This window comes from Bradyrhizobium sp. Cp5.3 (genome assembly GCF_000426265.1).
In the GTDB taxonomy this organism is placed as follows: Bacteria; Pseudomonadota; Alphaproteobacteria; order Rhizobiales; family Xanthobacteraceae; genus Bradyrhizobium; species Bradyrhizobium neotropicale.
On record NZ_KE384515.1, the window covers coordinates 1 to 17,943 of the forward strand.

Below are 17,943 nucleotides of genomic sequence, written 5' to 3' on the forward strand. Positions count from 1 at the left end.
CTGCGCGCCGAGCGCGACGGCACCGTGAAGAAGGTCCACGCCAGCGCCGGCGCGACGCTCGCGGTGGACGCGTTGATTTTGGAGTTTGAATAGTCGCTTCCACTGCACGACCAATCGGCGGTCAAACCCGACGATCTCAACGATAGCGAGGGCTCTTCGGGCCCTCGTCTTTTTACGATTCGATCGCGGCTGAATCGGAGAGCTGCTCGCCAGACGACACGGGATTGCGTTGGCGTTCATCTCTGGATTTGCCGATACGATCTATCCCGAGGTTTGGGCATTCGTGAAGGCAGCGCGCTTACTGTCTTCCGATCATGTCTTGTACAGGGCGTAGAGACTGGACTCGAAGCTCGCCTCTGCGACCCTGAACCAGGTCACGATGTCCTCGGGAAATTTCAGCCATTCGCCGTAGATTTTGCGGAAGTCGGGATTTTTCTCGGCTTCTTCGGCGTAGAGCGAGAATGCCGCGCGATATCCGCCTTCCATGATCTCGCGCGAGAACGGTCTGAGCTCGGTGCCGTTCGCGATCAGCCGGCGCAGCGGAGCCATGTTGCTCGCGTCGTAATGCGAGAGCATGTCCCACGAGGCCTCCGCGGCCGCCACTTCGAACACGCGTTGGTAATGCGGCGGCAGCGCGGACCATGCCTTCGCACCCACATAGAAGGCCAACTGACCCGTGCAGTCCCACCAGCCTGGGTAATAATAGCATTTGGCGACCTTGTTGAAGCTTCCGGCGTCAGCTGCGATACCAGCTTGCCAGATTCCAGGTGGTGACGTCCCACCCGGAGATGTCGGCCATGAGGTTGTTGGCGCCAGCGCCGACGATGTTGCGCGAGAGGAGCGGCAGGAACACGTGGGCCTCGCAGAAGGTCTCGTCGACCTTGATCAGCAGTGCGGCGCGCCTGACCGGATCGAGCTCCCTCTGCGCGGCCTTGTAGGCCTTGTCGGCCTCGGGATCGGACCAGCGCGAGACGTTCCGGCCCAGCCACTTGTTGTCCTTGGTCGCTATCTCCCAGGAGACGCACTGGTTCAAAAACCGCTCGGGATCGGGCTGCGGCTGCGTCGTGTTGTACATCTCCATGTCGGCATAGAATTTCGAGTAAGTGTCGGGGTTGCCGACGTCCGACGAGAAGAACACCGACGCAGTGACTGACTTGAGCTCGATCTCGATCCCGGCGCGCTGACAGGCCTGCTTGATGATGGCCTGCGTCTTCTGACGTGGAGCATTGGTCGAGGTCTGGAAGACGTATTTGAGCTTCTTGCCGTCCTTCTCGCGGATGCCGTCCGCGCCCGTCTTCCAGCCGGCCTCGTCGAGGATCTTGTTGGCCTTGTCGACGTCGAACGCGTATTTGAGCTTGCCCGACTTGAACTGCGCGGGCTGGTTGACGAAGCTCGCCGTCGCGATGCCGCCGCGGCCGTAGATGAATTTTTGGATCGCCTCGCGATCGATCAGGAGGTTGATCGCCTGGCGAACGGCGGGATCGGACAGCGTCGGGTGCCTGGTCTTGATGCTCGAACGCTCGCCGTCGACCTCGGTCCAGGGGTCCGTCGTGTTGAGGATGATGAACTCGACGTTCCCGGACGGCGTGACATCGACCTTGCCTTTTCCGCTGGCCTCCATGCGCTTGAGAACTTCCTCCTCAACCAGCAGGTTCCAGGCATAGTCGTATTCGCCGGTCTGCAGCACGGTGCGCGCCGCGGAGACCGCGTCGCCGCCACCCTTGACCTCGAGCGTGTCGAAATGCGGCTGGTTCCTGACGTGATAGTCGGGGTTGCGCTCGGCTCTGATCAAGTCGCCCGGTTTGAACTCGACGAACCTGTACGGCCCGGTGCCGACCGGCTTCAGATTGCCCGGCGCGTCGCGCGACTTCGCGCCGACATAGTCGCCGAAATGGTGCTTTGGCAGGATCTGGCCCACCGAGCCGACGAAGGGGTCGGCCCAGAACGGCGTCGGATTCTTGAAGTTCACCTTGACGGTGTGGTCGTCGATCTTCTCGACGTTGATATCCTTGTAGGATCCCGTGGTGTACGCCGCGGTGGCGAGATCTGCGGCGTATGTCCAGGTAAAGACGACGTCGTCGGCGGTGAAGGGCTTGCCATCATGCCACTTCACGCCCTGCTTCAGCTTCCAGATAACGCTCATGCCGTCCGCCGAGAGGCCGCCGTTCTTCCTGGTCGGGACTTCAGCGGCGAGGCAGGGGATGAGGTTACCTTCCTTGTCCCAGCCGGCGAGCGGCTCGAAGAAGATGCGCGAGGCGATCTGATCCTTGGTGCCGAGCGCGAAATGTGGATTGAGCAGGGTGGGAGCCTGCCAGAGCAGGATCTTGAGCGGGCCGCCGCTGCCAGCTTTGGTCGGCTTGTATTGCAGCGTGGCATCCGCCATCGCCACGTCGTTCCAGATCAGGATCTGGCTCGCGACCGGCGCGGCAATTCCGATCGCAGCCACCCTCTGGATGAACGAGCGTCGCGATAGCGCGCCTTCCTTCACCTCCGCGATCAAACCGCGGATGTCGTCTTCGTTCATCGGATGACCTCCACCTTCTCAAAGAAAAGTTGTCACCGGCTACAATTTACATGCACTCTAACTTGCGACGTCGGCCCCAGTGGAGTCAAAGGCAGTCTTCGACGTCAGCGCTCGATCCACACAGTCATCCCCGGCTCGAGATTTGCAGGCGACTTCTCGGGATCCAGGCGCAGGCGCAGCGTGTTGCGATCGTGATCGCCGATGACCCGTTCGGCCTGCCAGGTGGCGAACACGCCGAGCGGCCGCAGCTCGGTGACCACCGCCTTCGTGACGCCATCCGTCCCGTTCCGCACCACGCTCACCGTGTCGCTCATCGCGACGCGACCGAGGTGATCCTCGCGCACGTTGAATGAGAGCCATTGCCGGCCCGCGGCCTCGACCATCAGGATCGGTTGGCCGGCGCGGATGTTCTCGCCCACCTCCGCGGCAATGACGCTGACCGTGCCGTCAGCCGGGGCGCGCAGCACCATCTTGTCGAGCCGGCGCTCGAGCACGGTGACGGCCGCGGCCGCGGCCTGCACCTGCGCATCGGCAACGGCCCGCTCCTCCCGGGTCGGACCCGCCACCGCCGCATCGTAATTGGCCTGGGCCTCCGCGACGTCGGCACGTGCGGCCGCCACGTCGTTTTCGGCCTGGTCGAGCGTCTGCTGCGATTCGAAGCTCTGCCGGGCAAGCGTGCTGGTGCGTGTGAGCTGGGCCTGCACATAGTCGAGGCGGGCGTTCGCCTTGGCGATGGCGGCCTTCAGGGAATCGACCTGTTCGCGGCGGACGCCGGCATAGACGTTGTTGCGGCTTGCGACGGCAGACGCGAGCGCGGCACGCGCCTGGTCCGCCTGCGCCGTCAATTCCACTGCCGAGAGCCGCGCCACGACGTCGCCCTCCTTCACAGAGGCACCCTTCTCGACCGCGATCGAGACGAGCTGGCCGTTGACCTCCGGCTCGACCCTGACCTCAGTTGCGCGCACCACGCCGACGATGGCCGTGGACGGTGCCGAGTGGCGGATGACATAGAGCAGCGCTCCCGCAGCGACCAGCGCAAGCGGAATTGCGAGGAAGGCGGCAGGTCTAACGTTGCGCATGTCCCTGTCCTCTCTTGACGGCAAATGCCGAGATCACCGCGAGCGCAAAATAGCCGAGCGCCAGACTCCACAGGATCCGCCAGTCATGCGCGACCTCCCAGATGCTGGCCCCCATCTGGTTGATGCGCACGAGGCCATCAATCGCAGAGTCGGCCGGGAACAGCCGGCCGAACGCGAGGGCCACGTCGGGGATCGCTTCGCGCGGCCACGCAAAGCCGGCCAGGAAGAACTGCGGCAGGCTCGTCGCCAGTAGCAGGATGGTCGCGTTCTCGGGCCGCGTGAACCAGGCCCCGACAGCCTGTCCCATGAAGCTCGTCGCCAGCAGAAAGACAGTCGCCAGTGCGAGGATCTGCGGAAGATGGCCGAGCGTCGAAAAACCGTAGATGCGCGGCAGCACGATGACATAAAGGGCGAGGGCAGGAAGATAGATGGTCAAATGAGCAACGCCGCGGCCGAGCACGCCGGCAAACGCTCCGCCTCCCGCCGCCAGCGCGGTGCCGGTCAACATCGCCGCACCGATCAGCAGGGTCTGCTGCAGGATCAGGATGAATGCCGCCGGAACGACGTAGCTCGCATAACCGCCCACCGGGTTGAAGATCGGCTGCAGCAGAACATCGGCCGGGCTCGAACTCGCAAGCTTGGCCTTGACGAGGCTTCCATCCGAGCGCGCGCCGCGCGAAACGAGCTCGGACGTCAAGGTTCCGATCGCGGTGGCGATCCCGCTGGCGCTCGATCTGAAGACGAACAGATAGGTTGCATCAGCGTAGACAGGGATGTGGGCAGTGATGCCCTTGAGTACATCGCGCTCGGTGTTGGGCGGAATCTCGATGGCGGCAAAGGCCTGCCCGCGATCGATTGCGATGCGCGCTTCGGCAAGCGTTCGGGCGCGAACCACGACACTCAAAGCACCGCTCGCATCCAGCGTCTCGACGATCTGCCGGCTGAGATCGCTGAGATCATTGTCGACGACTGCTATGGGAAGCTTGCGCAGGATCTGGTTCAGATAGGGTTGCGGATAATAGATGCCGTAGACCAGGGGCGCGAGAAACAGGATGCTGAAGGCACTCCGCGTTCCCAGTACCCGCCGCCATTCCGCCGTGAAGGCGCCGCCGATGCCGCGCGGTGTGTGGCTGACCTCGGAGGGCTCGGCAGGCCGCGCCGTTGCAAACCAGCCCCGGCGCGTAAGGCTCGCCATGCGCAGCAGCGCAAGACCGGCAAAGAGCAGCGCCAGACCCGCAAGCGCCGCGAAGGGAATAGCGGAATCGGCGACCGGCAATCCCCGCGCCGCCTGTCCCAGCAGGACGGCCATATACCAGCGCAGCGGCAGGATCGCGCTCCAGGTGTGCGCAAAGGCATTCATGCCGATGGTGGGAAAGCCGACGCCGGCATAGCCGAACGCGGGCGAGGCAATAAGGCCTGCAAGTCCGAGCCCGGTGGCGAGATCACCGACCAGAAGCTGGAGCAGAGCTCCGAGCGACAGATAGGCAATGATCAGCAGCGAAGCCGCAGCGATCATCAACGGCAGGTCGCCCCTGAAGGGGATATCCAGCACGCCCTCCAGGAACAGCGGCTCGGCCAGCATGACCAGGAAGAAGATGCAGAACAGCGGCGCGAGCTTGCCGGCCAGCGCGACGAGCGGATCGCCGCCGGCGCTCTCGAGCCAGGCCCGCGCGTCGCGACGGCGGAATTCGGAGCCGACGGAATAGCCGGCGGCAAGCGTGATCACCACATGGATGATGGTTGGCAGCAGCGCGCGCAGCAGGAACTGCGCATAGTTCTTCTGCGGATTGACCAGTGCCATGGTCTCCGCCTTGAGCGCTCCCAAGGACGCCGGCGCAGGCGCAGCGCGACTGGCGGGAGCGGCCACGGCCGCCGCGGCGGAAAGCGAATCGCTCAGGCCCGAGGACGCGATGCCGGAGGGGGTCAGGAACTGCTGGTTATAGAATCCGACGACCTGCGGGCGCCGCGCGGCCTTCAGGTCGCGCTCGAAATCCGGCGGGATATAAACGGCCGAAATCGACTTCCCGGAGCGTATGTCCTCAACGGCCGTGGACAGCGTGCCGGACCGGTCGACGATCTTCAGGCTCGGAGATGCCGCGACATATTCCACAAGGGCGCGAGAGGCCTCCGACTTGTCTTCGTCGACGACCGTCACGCCGAGTCCGCGAATGACCGGATGGCTGAAGACCGTCGTGAGGACCACGAATGCGAACAGCGGCACGCCGAAGATCAGCAGCAGCGCCACGCGATCACCGAGTAGCCAGCGGCACTCGCGCCGCGCGACCAGCCAGAATCCAGGCTTTGGCGCCGGCCTCATTGCCGCGACCGCCAATCGAGATAGGCGCTCATGCCCGGCCGCAGCTCGGGCACCGGCGTCACGGGATAGGCGCGGATCGAGAACGTCCGCAGATCGAAATCGCCGGAGGCGCGCGTGGCGCGCCAGCTCGCATACTCGCCCTTGGTAGCAATGAGCTTGACCTCGACCGTGACGCGGCGATCGTCGAGCGCGGGGATGCGAACGTCGAAGCGGTCGCCGACCTTCAGGGTCTTGACGAGATCCTCGCGGAGATCGAAGTGAACCCAGACGTCGCCAAGGTCTATCAGGGTCACCAGCGGCACGCCGGGGGACACATATTCGCCCGGCTCGATGTTGCGTTGGTAGACCTGCGAGGCGACCGGCGCATAGACGACGAGCTGGTCGATAATGGATTGGACGCTCTGGGTATCGGCATCGGCCTTTTCGACGTTTGCCTTTGCGATCGCGCGTTCTTCCTTCGTGTAGCCGTTGACTGCCTGCTCGTAGGCCGATTTGGCCTGATCGACCGCGCGCTCGCTTTCGTGCAGGGCATCGGTCACCTGGTCCAGGCGGGCCTGTGGCGCGTTGCCCTGCTCGGTCAGGGTCCGGGTGCGGTCGAAGGTCTTTTGCGCCAGCACCACCGCCGCCTGCGCGCGCTCCATTTCCGCCTTGCGCGCGGCGATGGTCTCCACGCGTGTTCCGACCAGAACGTTGGCGAGCTGGGCGTCCGCAACGACCTTTGCCGCTCGCATCTGGTCGTGCTTCGCCAGTGTCTCGGGATTGTCGATCCGCACCAGGATGGCGCCCGCAGCAATGTTCTGGCCACGCTGGACGGGGATTTCCTTGACCCTGCCGTCGACACGCGCGGCGATATCCAGCCGCGTCGTGTCGACCTCGCCCTGGACGAGCAGCGGCTCCGGTCGCAGTAGATAGAAGATGGAGAGCGCGGCGACGGCGGCTGCCACGATAGTGACAATGATGGCAGGTGCGCGCGTCGCATTGCGCGGGCTCTTCTTGGGTCCTTCGCTGGAAGCATCGGGCGTCGCTTGAATGTTCTTGTCGGAGGTCGGCATGTCCATATCCTGATCCCCTTGGCTCATCACCGGGATAGCCGCTTTCCATGTCGTGTTTGTAAAGCCGCGTCCGCCTCGATGGCTGGCGCCGGACAGCGCCACTCATCGAGAAAGAAAACTAACACGCGGTGCCGTAAACGCCTAGGATGGCTTCTCGCGGCCAACCTCCGGCATCTCCATTCTCCATCGTCTGGCTGGGCGCCGCCTGAAGTGCGACCGAGAGATCGCTGTCCAGCGATCCAAACCCCAGCACCGCCTGTGCAGCTTGGAAGCTCTTGCTGCAATTGGGCTGGAATTGCGGTCTTGGCTGTCTCGATCCACGTGCGGTGCGCTGCTGCCAGCTCATTCGACGTGGTCTGACGATCAGTTTCGTCGGGCGGTCCAGTATCCGGAGCAACGCGCGGTGCCGGAATAGCCGCTCCAGCGTCCCTGGCCGGTGTTGCCGGACAGTCGGCCGGCGCCGGACGCGTATTTGTCCTGAACGGTGACCGAGGCGCGGACTGCGCCGGATCTTGCGACGTAGCCTCTGAACCTGACCAGGTTCGGATGTGTCACGATCCCGTTGGAAATGTTGACGGAGAAGCTGTAGCTCGGATCGCATGCACCTCTCTGCGTCACAAAGACGAGGTCCCAGGCGCCGTCGTAGATCGAATGAGCCTCAGCGCTCGAGCTCAAGGCGACGAGACAAGCTGCCGCCGCCCAACAAACGCGCTTTTTCATCACGAGTTCTCCGGGGTTGGGGTTCCGTATTCCCCGCCACAGCCCTGACAGGCTGATTAGCCGAGGTATCTGATGTTAGGATTGTCGAGATTTCCGGGGCAAGCGCAAGCACGGCGACGAACATACGGTCCGGATACGCGGTCACAGCGATTTCTGGTAGGCGGACGAGAAGCGTTCAAACAGCATGCGCGGGAGGATAAGTCCCACGGTCATGGCCATGATGATCAAAAAGGCGGTGACGCCGCTCGCCGCGATGGCCGTCAGCAGGGTCGCCGGCGCGCTCGGCCCGATTTCCACCAGCTCGACGAGGCCGGCCGCGGCGTTGAACAGGAAGAAGCCGGGCATCATCGAGACAACGGCGGAAAAGGCGAGGGCCGCAAAAGGCAGATGCAGGCGATCGGCGACCGGCGTGACGATGGTGCCGACCAGCATGCAGGCGACGAGCGCCCCGGTCCCGGCACTCTCGCCTGCGACGACGACCAGCGCCCAGCGTACGGCGTGCGCGAGCATGCCGACCGCGATTGGGAACGGCAGGAGACGCCACGGCATCGAGAAGAAGGTGCCAAAGGAGGCGACGGCGCATCCCGCCGCAATCACGTCGACGGCCAATGGCACCGGCGGGGCCGATCCGGCGGTCGCGAGCTTTGCGCCGACGGCTGCGAACCCAAACAGCAGCCCGGCGCAGATCAAGACCACGATGACGGCGGCATAGGCGAGACGCGCGACGCCCAGTGCCATGCGGGTACGGGCGAGATCGATGGCGCCGTTGAGGATATGCGGGCCGGGCACCAGCACCATGCAGGGACAGAAGGCAATCAGCGATATCGCAGTCGACAGGCCGAAGCGGCTTGCGGCTGCAGCAACGATACCTGCGATCAGCGCGGCGCAAAGTGGCTGGATCAGCGGGTTGGCGCTGAAGCCGGACAGCCAGCGCCGCACGAGCGCTCCAATCGCGGCGCTGGCCGCGATCAGCAGCAGGCTCGTCGCCTCGAGAGCGCCGAACAGGACGCCCAGCGAGGCCGCGCCGATTGCCACGAACAACGTGAAGCGCGCCGTGGAAGCCGGAGGCAGGCGACTTGCCGCGATCAGCGCAGAATGGGCTGCATCGGGCGGCAGCGTACCGTCACAGACCTGATCGATGACTGTCGTGACGGCCAACACCCTGCCCATGTCGACGCCAAGCGGCTTGGCAGCAACGATCTGCGAGATCGGCGTGCCCTCGATCTCGACGGTGATCTCGCCCCAGTAAGGTAGCACTCTGACGGTCAAGCCGAACGCGCGCCCGAGGCGCTCGGCGGCGGTCACCGTCCGTTCCGTGGTCTGCCCGTGAGCAAACAGCAGTGTCGCCGCCAGCGCGGTGGTCTTCAGTGCAGCCTCGCGGCGCGACGAATCCTGATTCGATGTTTCCATTTTGAGATCGGTCCTCGGCGTCGTTCGGCTGAATAGCCGGCTTCGAAGTATCGCGATCTACGCGATGCCGTCATCCCTGAGTTCCAGACATCGATGATCGGTTGCCCCACGGGAAAGCGCCTCATTATACTGTGTCCCGATGATTGCGACGAGGCGGGCCCGCACGCCGCTCCAGCGACAAAGGAACACGCGATGAACGAGACAATTGGCTTCCCCGATCCGGGCCTCGACCTGTCCGACGGCTTCAAGCCGCACACCTCGCACTGGGGCGTGTTCTCGGCGCGGAACAGCGAGGCCGGGCTCGAGGTCAGGCATTATGCGGGGGATCCTGATCCGAACGGCATCATCGACAATTTTCCCGGTGCGCTCCGCAACCAAGCGCGCATCGCGCAGCCGGCGATCCGCCGTGGCTGGCTCGAGCGCGGGCCCGGCCCGGACGATCGCCGCGGCCGCGATGAATTCGTCTCCGTCAGCTGGGAGAAGGCACTCGACCTTTTGGGCGGCGAGCTGTCGCGCATCCGCGATACGCGCGGGCCCGGTGCCGTGTTCGGCGGCTCCTATGGCTGGTCGAGCGCGGGCCGCTTCCATCACGCTCAGAGCCAGGTTCACCGTTTCCTCAACATCGCGATGGGCGGCTATGTGCGCTCGGTCAACACCTATTCCTCGGGCGCGTCCTCGGTGCTGCTGCCCCAGATTTTGGCGGGCTACGAAGACATCACCAAGCGAAACGTCACGTGGGAGCAGATCGCGACCGAGAGCGAGATCGTGCTGGCATTCGGCGGTATGGCGCTGAAGAACTCCATGGTGGCGGGAGGCTCGATCAGCAAGCATGTCGAGCGCGGCGCCATGGCGGCTGCGCGCCGGCGCGGCTGCGAGTTCATTCTGGTCAGCCCGCTGCGCGAGGATCTTCCCGCGGAGGCCGGCGCCGAATGGATGACCTGCGTGCCTGGCACCGACACGGCCCTGATGCTCGGCATCGTCCACACGCTGGTCGCCGAAGGCCTGCACGATCAGGCTTTCCTCGATCGCTACGCCGAGGGATGGCCGGTCTTCCTGCGCTATCTGACCGGCGAGAGCGATGGGCAAGCCAGGAGCGCCGAATGGGCCGCATCGATCTGCGGCGTCGATGCACAGACGATTCGAAAGCTCGCGTGTCGCCTTGCCGGCAAAAGGGCGCTCATCACCGTCTCGCATTCGCTCCAGCGCGCCGAGCATGGCGAGCAGCCGGTTTGGATGGGCATGGTGCTGGCGGCGGCGCTCGGCCAGATCGGCCTTCCAGGTGGCGGCTACGCCTATTCGCTCGGCGCGATCGGCTATTACGGTCGCCGTGTCAACGACGTGCCGGGGCCGACGCTCGGGCAGGGCCGCAATGGCGTCGCCGATTTCATTCCGGTGGCGCGTATCGCCGACATGCTGCTCAATCCCGGCGCCACCTATCGCTACAATGGAGAGACGCGTACTTATCCGGACATCCGTCTCGTCTACTGGGCGGGCGGCAATCCCTTCCATCATCACCAGGATATTAACCGTCTGCGCAAGGCCTTCGCCCAGCTCGATACGCTGGTCGTGCACGAACTCGCGTGGACCGCCACGGCGCGGCACGCCGACATCGTGCTGCCTTCGACAATGACGCTCGAGCGCGAGGACATCGGCTATTCCACCAACGATCCTCTCATGGTCGCCATGCACCAAATCGCCGAGCCGTTTGGGCTGGCGCGCGACGACTATGAGATCTTTGCCGATCTCGCCGAATGTCTCGGTGCTCGCGAGCCCTTCACCGAAGGCCGCACATCGCGGCAATGGCTGGCACATCTCTACGAGCCGACCCGAGCCTCGCTGGAGGCGCGCGGCCTTGAGGCACCGAGCTTCGAGGAGTTCTGGCAGCGCGGCAGCCTCGTCGTGCCGCAACAGCCCGATGACGGCGGCAGGCTGCGCCGCTTCCGCGACGATCCCGTCAATCATGCCCTGCCGACGCCGAGCGGACGCATCGAGATATTCTCCGCGAAGATCGCTGGCCATGGCGATGCGGACTGCCCGGGCCACCCGGTCTGGCTCGAGAAGACCGATGTGCCGAAGCCGGGTGCGCCGTGCTTCCTCGTTGCCAATCAGCCGGTGACGCGTCTGCACAGCCAGCTCGACTTCGGCGGACATTCGCTTCAAGCAAAACATCGCGGCCGCGAGGTCGCTCGCATGAATCCGTGCGATGCGGGCGCGCGCGGCATCAAGGATGGCGACATTATCCGCCTTTTCAACGAACGCGGCGCCTGCCTTGCCGCGGTGCATGTCACCGACGGCATAGCGCCCGGCATCGTGCAGTTGCCGACCGGCGCCTGGTACGATCCGATGGATCCCGAGGACGAGGCGCCTCTCTGCGTTCACGGTAATCCGAACGTTCTCACCCGTGACATCGGCACCTCATCCCTCGCGCAAGGCTGCACCGGTCAGCTCACCACGGTCGAGGTCGAGCGCTTCACCGGCAATCTGCCGCCGATCCGCGCCTTCGATCCGGTGTAGCGGATACGATGCGCCGCTTGTCGGAAGGAACGTTGATGAGTTGGTTCGGTGAAAATAAGCCGGTGCGGATCACCAACCGGGTGCGCGGACAGTTGCAGGTCGTGGCCTGTTCGCCGTTTCCTGACGCGGCCGGCGAGATGGTTCTCCATCCCAAATGCGAGATCGACGGCGTGATCACCGCAGAGCGACTCGCAGCAATTGCCGTGCAGTACAGCGGCTACGACGTGCCCAAGCCGAAATGGCCCCGCCCCGGATTGCTGCTCCCCGTCACCGTGGACCTCGCCGATCCCAACCGGTTCAGGATCGAATGGGATGAGGTGCCGACCGGGCGCAAGGCCGCCGAAGGACTCGCCGCGAGTTTGCGCGGCGAGCAGCAAGCGTCCGACGACCACGTATTTCCCCGCGCCTGGCGTGAGGTGGAGCATTCCGCCTCGTCGCCGACGCTGGTCAACGGCCTCACGCCGCAGCAGACGGAGATCGCGCTCGCCGGCGGTGCCGGCGCGCTCGGACTCGTTCCGACCACGGCAAAAGTGTTGTCTGCGCAGGAGGCAGGCCCGAGCAGCGCGCCGGGCGGGACATGGGACATAACTTTGCGAGTGAGCGACCCGAGCGGTGGACCGCCCTGGCAGGCGGTGACGCGCATGTCCTTCAGTAGCCCTGAGCGCAGGGAAATGCGTACCACAACGGGTTGCGAATTGCCCGTCCTCGTCGACTCCGACAATCACAATCGCATCATCATCGATATCCCGCGTGTGTCCTGAGTGGCGCGACCGTCGGCAACCGCGTGCCGACGCGCGCTTGCTTACGCCAAAATCGGCCAAGAGATGCCGCATGAGGTGATGCCCTTCGTCGATGCTGGCGGAGAGCCGGCGGTTATCGAGCTACGACAGCTTGCGGTGTAGGCGCGTGCAAAAGCTCAACGAGAGATGCGTGTATTTGCGTCCGAGGCAGTATCGGGAAAAAGTAGCAAGCGTGTGAACCGGCTCATATTTGAATCGACTCCTTTAGAACAAACATTCTCCCGTCTGATCGTCGTGCCCGGAGCAGCCTGCTCGCGCGCACGCCAATGCCGGCGACGCCTTTTGCTCACCCGCCGCACGGATATTTCGAAAGTTGGAATGTAGCGCATCGCGAATGGCGCCGGTCCCGCAGCCTCTTTCGGGCTCGGCCGGTAGGCAGCTACTTACTTAGTAGGAGTATCCCATGAAGATAAGCAATGCGGTCTTCAGCGCATTATCGGTAACAAAGCACAGCGGCAATCTTCGGATCCCCCGTTCCGGTCTGATCAAATCCGCCCATCTGCTTGAGAGGCTCGGCCTCGCAGCTGTTGGGGGCTCTTGCGGCCTCTACGTGGGTGCCATCCTGCTCCGTTACGAAAGCGGATTGTCAGAGAGCGGCTGGATCGTGTTGCTGACGATGCTCTACGGAGCCCTGAGCTACTATGTCGGGATCGATCTGGCCGGCAACAAGGCTCGGAAATCGAGTTTGAGCATCTCCGAAGAATGGGATGGCTCCGATGCGCCCGAGATCATCAGTGCAGCCGGAACGTTCGGCGCGGCGATTGCCGCAGCTCTGTCCGTCAGCATCATTGTCCTTGATCAATACGTCCCCAGCGGAGTGATCGCCGTTGTCGTCGGCTGTTGGTTCTTGGGGTCTTCGCTTCAAGTTGTCGCGGGCACCATGGCTCGCAACAATGACGCCGCCGACAAGAAGTCGTGAAAGCTGCGCTCACGATAAGGAGTTACGCAAGTGCATCGTGGCGTGAACGCAAGGCTACCTCATTGAGGTCGGCTCGCGGTCAGAAGCCGGAGACCGGCAATCATTCAACCTCGGTTTCCGGACGCTGCGCCGACAAGTTTGACGTTGCAACAGTACGCGTCGGCGAGTCCTGCTTGGAAGCGGCATCGGTACTGAGCAACCTATATTGTTATGGTCGCAAACAACGCGTGCCATGATGTCGACGTTGGGATATCGTCCCCGCACGCCGTGATCCAAAATTCTGCTAACTGCCAACCAGCGTATTGGTGGAGCCTATGCAGCAGATTGCGGAGTGGCTCGAGAACCTTGGACTTGGGCAATACGCACAGCGTTTTGCTCAAAATGGGATTGATGTAGGCGTCCTTCCCGAGCTGATGGACGATGATTTCGAAAAGCTCGGGGTTCTGCTTGGCCATCGTCGCAGAATGCTGCGCGCCATCGCCGAGCTCGATCCGGCCGCATTGATCGCATCGCCTGCTCCCCCGCACGGCGCTGAGCGGCGTCACCTCACAGTGATGTTCTGCGATCTGGTCGGCTCGACTGCGCTTTCCGCGCGTCTCGATCCCGAGGACATGTGGGAAGTGATCCGGGCCTATCGCGCGGCTTGCGCGAATGTGATCGCCGCCTATGACGGCATGATCGCCCGGTTCGTGGGCGACGGAATCCTGATCTATTTCGGCTACCCCCGCGCACACGAGGATGATGCGGAGCGCGCAGTCCGCGCGGGACTGGACGTCATCACCGCTGTCAGGCAGCTCAAAACACGCGAGCAGGTCGAAATGCGGATCGCAATCGCGACCGGGCTTGTGGTGGTCGGCGATCTCGTCAGCGGAACCGCATCCGAGGAGCAGGCGACGGTCGGTGAGACGTTGAACCTCGCTGCCCGCCTGCAGGGCCTGGCGGAGCCCGGCGCGGTCGTCGTCGCGGCATCGACGCGCCGGCTCCTTGGCGATCTCTTCGCCTTCCGCAATCTCGGCCGACGCGATGTCAAGGGTATCTCCGAACCCATCGCGGTCTGGGCGGTCGAAGGTGCGTCCGCATCGGAGAGCAGATTCGAGGCGGTCCGTGCGGCGCGCTCGATCGGTTTCGTCGGTCGCAAGGAGGAGATCGATTTCGCGCTCTCGCGCCAGCGGCTGGCCTGGCAGGGGCAAGGCCAGATGATGTTGATTTGCGGCGAAGCGGGTATCGGCAAATCGCGGATGGTTGCAACGCTGTCGGAAAGCCCCGCGTTGGGCGTGCACTGCCGGGTACGGTATCAATGCTCGCCCTACCACACCAACAGTGCGCTTCATCCCTTCGTCGCGCAGCTCGAGCGTGCCGCCGGCATCCGGCCGCTCGACGCGCCCGCGCAAAAGCTAGACAAGCTCGAGGCAATGCTGGCACTTGGAACCCAGGCAGTGGCGCAGGTGGCGCCACTCATCGCGGCTCTGCTTTCGATTCCCACCGGCGACCGCTATCCGACGCTCGGCCTCAGCCCGGCGCAGCAGCGGCGACGGACATTTGCCGCCCTTCTCGATCAGGTCGAGGGGTTGGCGCGGCAGCAGCCCGTGCTGATTATCTGCGAAGACGCGCATTGGGCCGATGCCACGACACTAGAGTTGCTTGATCTCGCGGTCGACCGAATCCGGGGACTGCCGATACTCGTGCTCGTGACGTCCCGTCCCGAGTTCGAGCCATCCTGGGTCGGCCTCGCCAATGTCAGCCTGTTGCGGCTCGACCGGCTTGACCGACAGGATACGCGCGCCCTGGTCGAGCAGGTGGCCGTCGGCCGCCAGCTGCCGCGCGAAATGATGAAGCAAATCATCGACAAGACCGATGGAATCCCGCTCTTCGTCGAGGAATTGACCAAGATGGTGCTGGAATCCGGGCTGCTCGTCGAAGACGCCGGGCGCTATCGACTCGAAAGTCCGCTTCCGCCACTCGCCATTCCCGCGACACTGCAGGATTCCCTCATGGCGCGGCTCGACCGGCTGGCTCCCGTCAAGGAGGTGGCGCAGATCGGTGCTGCGATCGGCCGCGATTTCTCCTACGCATTGCTGAGATATGTGGCGGGACGCGATGATCTGACGCTGAGCGCCGCGCTGCGGCAGCTCGAAGAGGCAGAGTTGCTGGTATGCCGCGGAGTCCCTCCGGAAGCAAACTACAGTTTCAAGCATGCACTCGTTCAGGAAGCCGCTTACGAGAGCCTGCTCAAGAGCCGACGGCAGGTGCTGCACAAGCAGATCGGCGATGTCCTGCGCGACAAATTTCCAGTCGTTGCGGCGACCGAGCCGGAAATTCTTGCACACCACTTCACGGAGGCGGGCCTCAGCGAGGTCGCCCTCGAATGGTGGCGCAAGGCGGGCCAAGAGGCTCTGAAACGCTCGGCCTATTCCGAAGCGATTGCGCATCTTCGCAAAGCGATTGCCATCGCCGATGAGCTCCCTGATCAGCCCGGCCGGATGATGAGCCGTCTACACCTCCAGATCGCATATGGCCGCGCATTGCGGGGCAGCCTCGGGCACAGCGCGCCCGAAACGGTCGCGGCATGGACGCGCGCCCGGCAGCTCGCCGCCGACATCAATGATCCGGTTGAACTTGCGCCGATCCATTCGGGCCTCTTCAACGCCTGCCTGACGCATGGCGAGATCGCTCCGATGCGGGAGTTGGCGACTGCCATCACGAGTGCCGCCGAGCGGCGGGCGGAATCGCCGGTGGCCGCTGTCCTCGCGCATTGGACGAGCGGGGTAACCTGCTGGTTCGGAGGCAATTATTTGAACGCGAGAACGCATCTCGAGCGGGCACTCGCGATCTATGATGCCGAGCCGGATCCGGCGACCTTCAAGGCGTCGGCGCTGGATCTCCCGTTCGTCATCATGAGGTTCCTTGCGCTCGTGCTTTGGCCGCTTGGAAAGATCGACCGCGCGCGTCGGCTCGCCGCAGACGCGGTGAGTGCGCCAGGAGAGAAGCGTGCGCTTTCCCAGGCGAATGCGCTCGTGCATAGGGCTGTCTTCGACGGACTATGCGGCGGAATGTTGCAGCAGACAGAGACGATCCTTGCGCTTGGACTGGCTCGCGACCACACGATGCCCTTGTATGTGGCCGCCGGGACCTACCTGAATGGCCTCGCAAAGTGGCGGGCAGGCGACCGCATGGCGGGGCTCGCGGACATGCGCCTGGGCTTGACCTCGCTGCACGAGAACGACTGCTACCTCTGTGAACCCTTCTGGGGCATGCATGTTGCCATGGCGGAAGCGGAGGCCGGTCAAGTCGAAACCGGTTTGGAGATGCTGAGAGAGTTGATCGGATGGACCGAGCATTCCGGTCAGCGTTGGCTCGATGCCGAACTGCATCGCGTGCGGGGTGAACTCCTGTTGCGGCATGATCCTCCGAGCCTTTCCAGTGCGGAAGATGCCTTCGACAGGGCTCTGGAAATCGCCCGACGCCAGCAGACCAAGACTTTCGAGCTCCGCAGCGCACTGGGACTTGCACGCATGCGCAGTTCAAAGGGCCGGGCGGCATGCGAGGGGCTCGCTGCGGTCCTTGCTGAGTTTGATACAGAGCGAGGTCTCCCCGAAATCGAAGAAGCGGAAAGGCTGCTCGGGAGTGGGCGGTAGCGCGGTCATGCTCACCGCGTCGCGCGAAACGCCAGCTCGCGCAGCCGCGGCAGGGCGGTGTTGCGGTTGTCGCTGCGCCAGATCGCGTGCAACTCGGCGAACACCGATGGTCCGAGCCTGATCGGGCGAAACACGACATTGTCGAAGCAGGCATTGCGGGTTTCGTCCGGCACGATCGCAAGGCCGAGACCTGCGCTGACCAGGGACAGGATGGCCTGTGCTTGGCTCATCGATTGCACCACTTGCGGCCGGACGCCGTTCGCGTCAAACGCCGCCGTCAACAGTGCGCGCATGTAAGGTCCGCCCGGAGAATACATGATGAAGGGCTGTCCCTCGAGATGCGACAGCTCGGGTCGGCGGCGAATCGCGAGCGGATGGTTGAGTGGCAGCGCAAGGGCAAGTCCTTCGCGGAAGACGGCCGCGCTCCTGATCGGCTCCTCAGTCTCGATCGGCCGGACCAATCCGAGATCGATCCGCCCCGATCTCAGCGCATCGAGTTGCTGGCGCGATGTCAGCTCCTCGAACGTGATCTCGATATTCGGCAACTCGTCGCGCACGCGGGTCGCGAGCCAGGGGAGATAGCCGTAGGTCGTCGCGCCGACGAAGCCGATCGACAGCGCGCCGCCTGTCAGCGATGCGGCTTGCCGGGCGGACTTCACCGCGTGCTCGCGCTGCTGAAGCAGCGTGCGGGCTTCGCTGAGGAAGGCGCGCCCGGCCGCGGTCAGCCTGACCGATCGACTGGTGCGCTCGAGGAGTTTGACGCCGAGCGTTCCCTCCAGAAGCTGGATCTGCCGGCTGAGCGGCGGCTGCGTCATGTTCAGCCGCTTGGCCGCGCGGCCGAAATTCAGCTCATCGGCGACCGCCACGAATGCCCGCACTTGGCCGAACTCGATCATTGATACCTTTTCTGGATCAATTAAATCCAAAAATGAGTTTAGACCTGAATTGATCGCTGATCTAGCTTTCTCGTGTC

General features: G+C 64.0%; 12 protein-coding genes. 4 read left to right on the top strand and 8 right to left on the bottom strand.

Features of this window, described 5'->3' with window-relative positions; translation table 11 throughout:
* Window positions 1-312 precede the first annotated feature (312 nt).
* The 7 genes from K289_RS0140920 to K289_RS0140950 all read right to left on the bottom strand — a co-directional run bounded on the left by K289_RS0140920 (window position 313) and on the right by K289_RS0140950 (window position 9,102).
* Window positions 313-816 carry a hypothetical protein gene (locus K289_RS0140920; protein WP_084788966.1) on the bottom strand — a complete coding sequence of 168 codons (504 nt, stop codon included), beginning with the start codon at window positions 814-816 and terminating at the stop codon, window positions 313-315.
* Window positions 737-2,524, bottom strand: coding sequence for a peptide ABC transporter substrate-binding protein (locus tag K289_RS0140925; RefSeq protein ID WP_027556555.1), 1,788 nt, complete (start codon window positions 2,522-2,524; stop codon window positions 737-739). The genes K289_RS0140920 and K289_RS0140925 overlap by 80 nt, the downstream gene beginning before the upstream one ends.
* A gap of 104 nt (window positions 2,525-2,628) precedes the next feature.
* Complete coding sequence (locus K289_RS0140930) at window positions 2,629-3,603, bottom strand: HlyD family secretion protein (protein ID WP_027556556.1); 975 nt, start codon at window positions 3,601-3,603, stop codon at window positions 2,629-2,631.
* The gene (locus tag K289_RS0140935; RefSeq protein WP_027556557.1) at window positions 3,590-5,920 is read right to left on the bottom strand and encodes an ABC transporter permease; all 2,331 of its coding nucleotides are present in this window, start codon (window positions 5,918-5,920) and stop codon (window positions 3,590-3,592) included. Before K289_RS0140935 ends, K289_RS0140930 begins: the two co-directional genes overlap by 14 nt.
* Entirely contained in the window at window positions 5,917-6,972 is a 1,056-nt protein-coding gene (locus K289_RS0140940) for an HlyD family secretion protein (RefSeq protein ID WP_245284158.1), read from the bottom strand. Before K289_RS0140940 ends, K289_RS0140935 begins: the two co-directional genes overlap by 4 nt.
* 363 nt (window positions 6,973-7,335) lie before the next feature.
* Window positions 7,336-7,692 carry a hypothetical protein gene (locus K289_RS0140945; protein ID WP_035688195.1) on the bottom strand — a complete coding sequence of 119 codons (357 nt, stop codon included), beginning with the start codon at window positions 7,690-7,692 and terminating at the stop codon, window positions 7,336-7,338.
* 141 nt (window positions 7,693-7,833) lie between these two features.
* Window positions 7,834-9,102 (bottom strand): threonine/serine exporter ThrE family protein, encoded by a 1,269-nt coding sequence (locus K289_RS0140950; protein WP_084788967.1) that lies wholly within the window; start codon window positions 9,100-9,102, stop codon window positions 7,834-7,836.
* Window positions 9,103-9,294: 192 nt separating this feature from the next.
* Here K289_RS0140950 and K289_RS0140955 point away from each other — a divergent pair, with 192 nt between their 5' ends.
* From K289_RS0140955 to K289_RS0140970, 4 genes are all read left to right on the top strand, one after another.
* Window positions 9,295-11,616: a molybdopterin guanine dinucleotide-containing S/N-oxide reductase gene (locus tag K289_RS0140955; protein ID WP_027556561.1), complete on the top strand. Its 2,322-nt coding sequence runs from the start codon at window positions 9,295-9,297 to the stop codon at window positions 11,614-11,616.
* 35 nt (window positions 11,617-11,651) lie between these two features.
* Window positions 11,652-12,377: a hypothetical protein gene (locus K289_RS0140960; protein ID WP_245284159.1), complete on the top strand. Its 726-nt coding sequence runs from the start codon at window positions 11,652-11,654 to the stop codon at window positions 12,375-12,377.
* Between the two features lie 442 nt (window positions 12,378-12,819).
* A complete protein-coding gene (locus K289_RS0140965) occupies window positions 12,820-13,335 on the top strand; it encodes a hypothetical protein (protein WP_027556563.1) in 516 nt (171 codons plus the stop codon).
* A 314-nt stretch (window positions 13,336-13,649) separates the two neighbouring features.
* On the top strand, window positions 13,650-16,970 hold the full coding sequence (locus K289_RS0140970; protein ID WP_035688198.1) for an adenylate/guanylate cyclase domain-containing protein: 3,321 nt from the start codon (window positions 13,650-13,652) through the stop codon (window positions 16,968-16,970).
* Between the two features lie 11 nt (window positions 16,971-16,981).
* Here K289_RS0140970 and K289_RS0140975 read toward each other — a convergent pair whose 3' ends face one another.
* A complete protein-coding gene (locus K289_RS0140975) occupies window positions 16,982-17,866 on the bottom strand; it encodes a LysR family transcriptional regulator (protein ID WP_027556565.1) in 885 nt (294 codons plus the stop codon).
* Window positions 17,867-17,943 lie beyond the last annotated feature (77 nt).

Excerpts from the sequence above, each read along its gene's own strand:
- K289_RS0140925 (WP_027556555.1), bottom strand. The coding sequence starts at position 2,524 with ATGAACGAAGACGACATCCGCGGTTTGATCGCGGAGGTGAAGGAAGGC.
- K289_RS0140930 (WP_027556556.1), bottom strand. The coding sequence starts at position 3,603 with ATGCGCAACGTTAGACCTGCCGCCTTCCTCGCAATTCCGCTTGCGCTG.
- K289_RS0140935 (WP_027556557.1), bottom strand. The coding sequence starts at position 5,920 with ATGAGGCCGGCGCCAAAGCCTGGATTCTGGCTGGTCGCGCGGCGCGAG.
- K289_RS0140940 (WP_245284158.1), bottom strand. The coding sequence starts at position 6,972 with ATGCCGACCTCCGACAAGAACATTCAAGCGACGCCCGATGCTTCCAGC.
- K289_RS0140945 (WP_035688195.1), bottom strand. The coding sequence starts at position 7,692 with ATGAAAAAGCGCGTTTGTTGGGCGGCGGCAGCTTGTCTCGTCGCCTTG.
- K289_RS0140950 (WP_084788967.1), bottom strand. The coding sequence starts at position 9,102 with ATGGAAACATCGAATCAGGATTCGTCGCGCCGCGAGGCTGCACTGAAG.
- K289_RS0140955 (WP_027556561.1), top strand. The coding sequence starts at position 9,295 with ATGAACGAGACAATTGGCTTCCCCGATCCGGGCCTCGACCTGTCCGAC.
- K289_RS0140960 (WP_245284159.1), top strand. The coding sequence starts at position 11,652 with ATGAGTTGGTTCGGTGAAAATAAGCCGGTGCGGATCACCAACCGGGTG.
- K289_RS0140965 (WP_027556563.1), top strand. The coding sequence starts at position 12,820 with ATGAAGATAAGCAATGCGGTCTTCAGCGCATTATCGGTAACAAAGCAC.
- K289_RS0140970 (WP_035688198.1), top strand. The coding sequence starts at position 13,650 with ATGCAGCAGATTGCGGAGTGGCTCGAGAACCTTGGACTTGGGCAATAC.
- K289_RS0140975 (WP_027556565.1), bottom strand. The coding sequence starts at position 17,866 with ATGATCGAGTTCGGCCAAGTGCGGGCATTCGTGGCGGTCGCCGATGAG.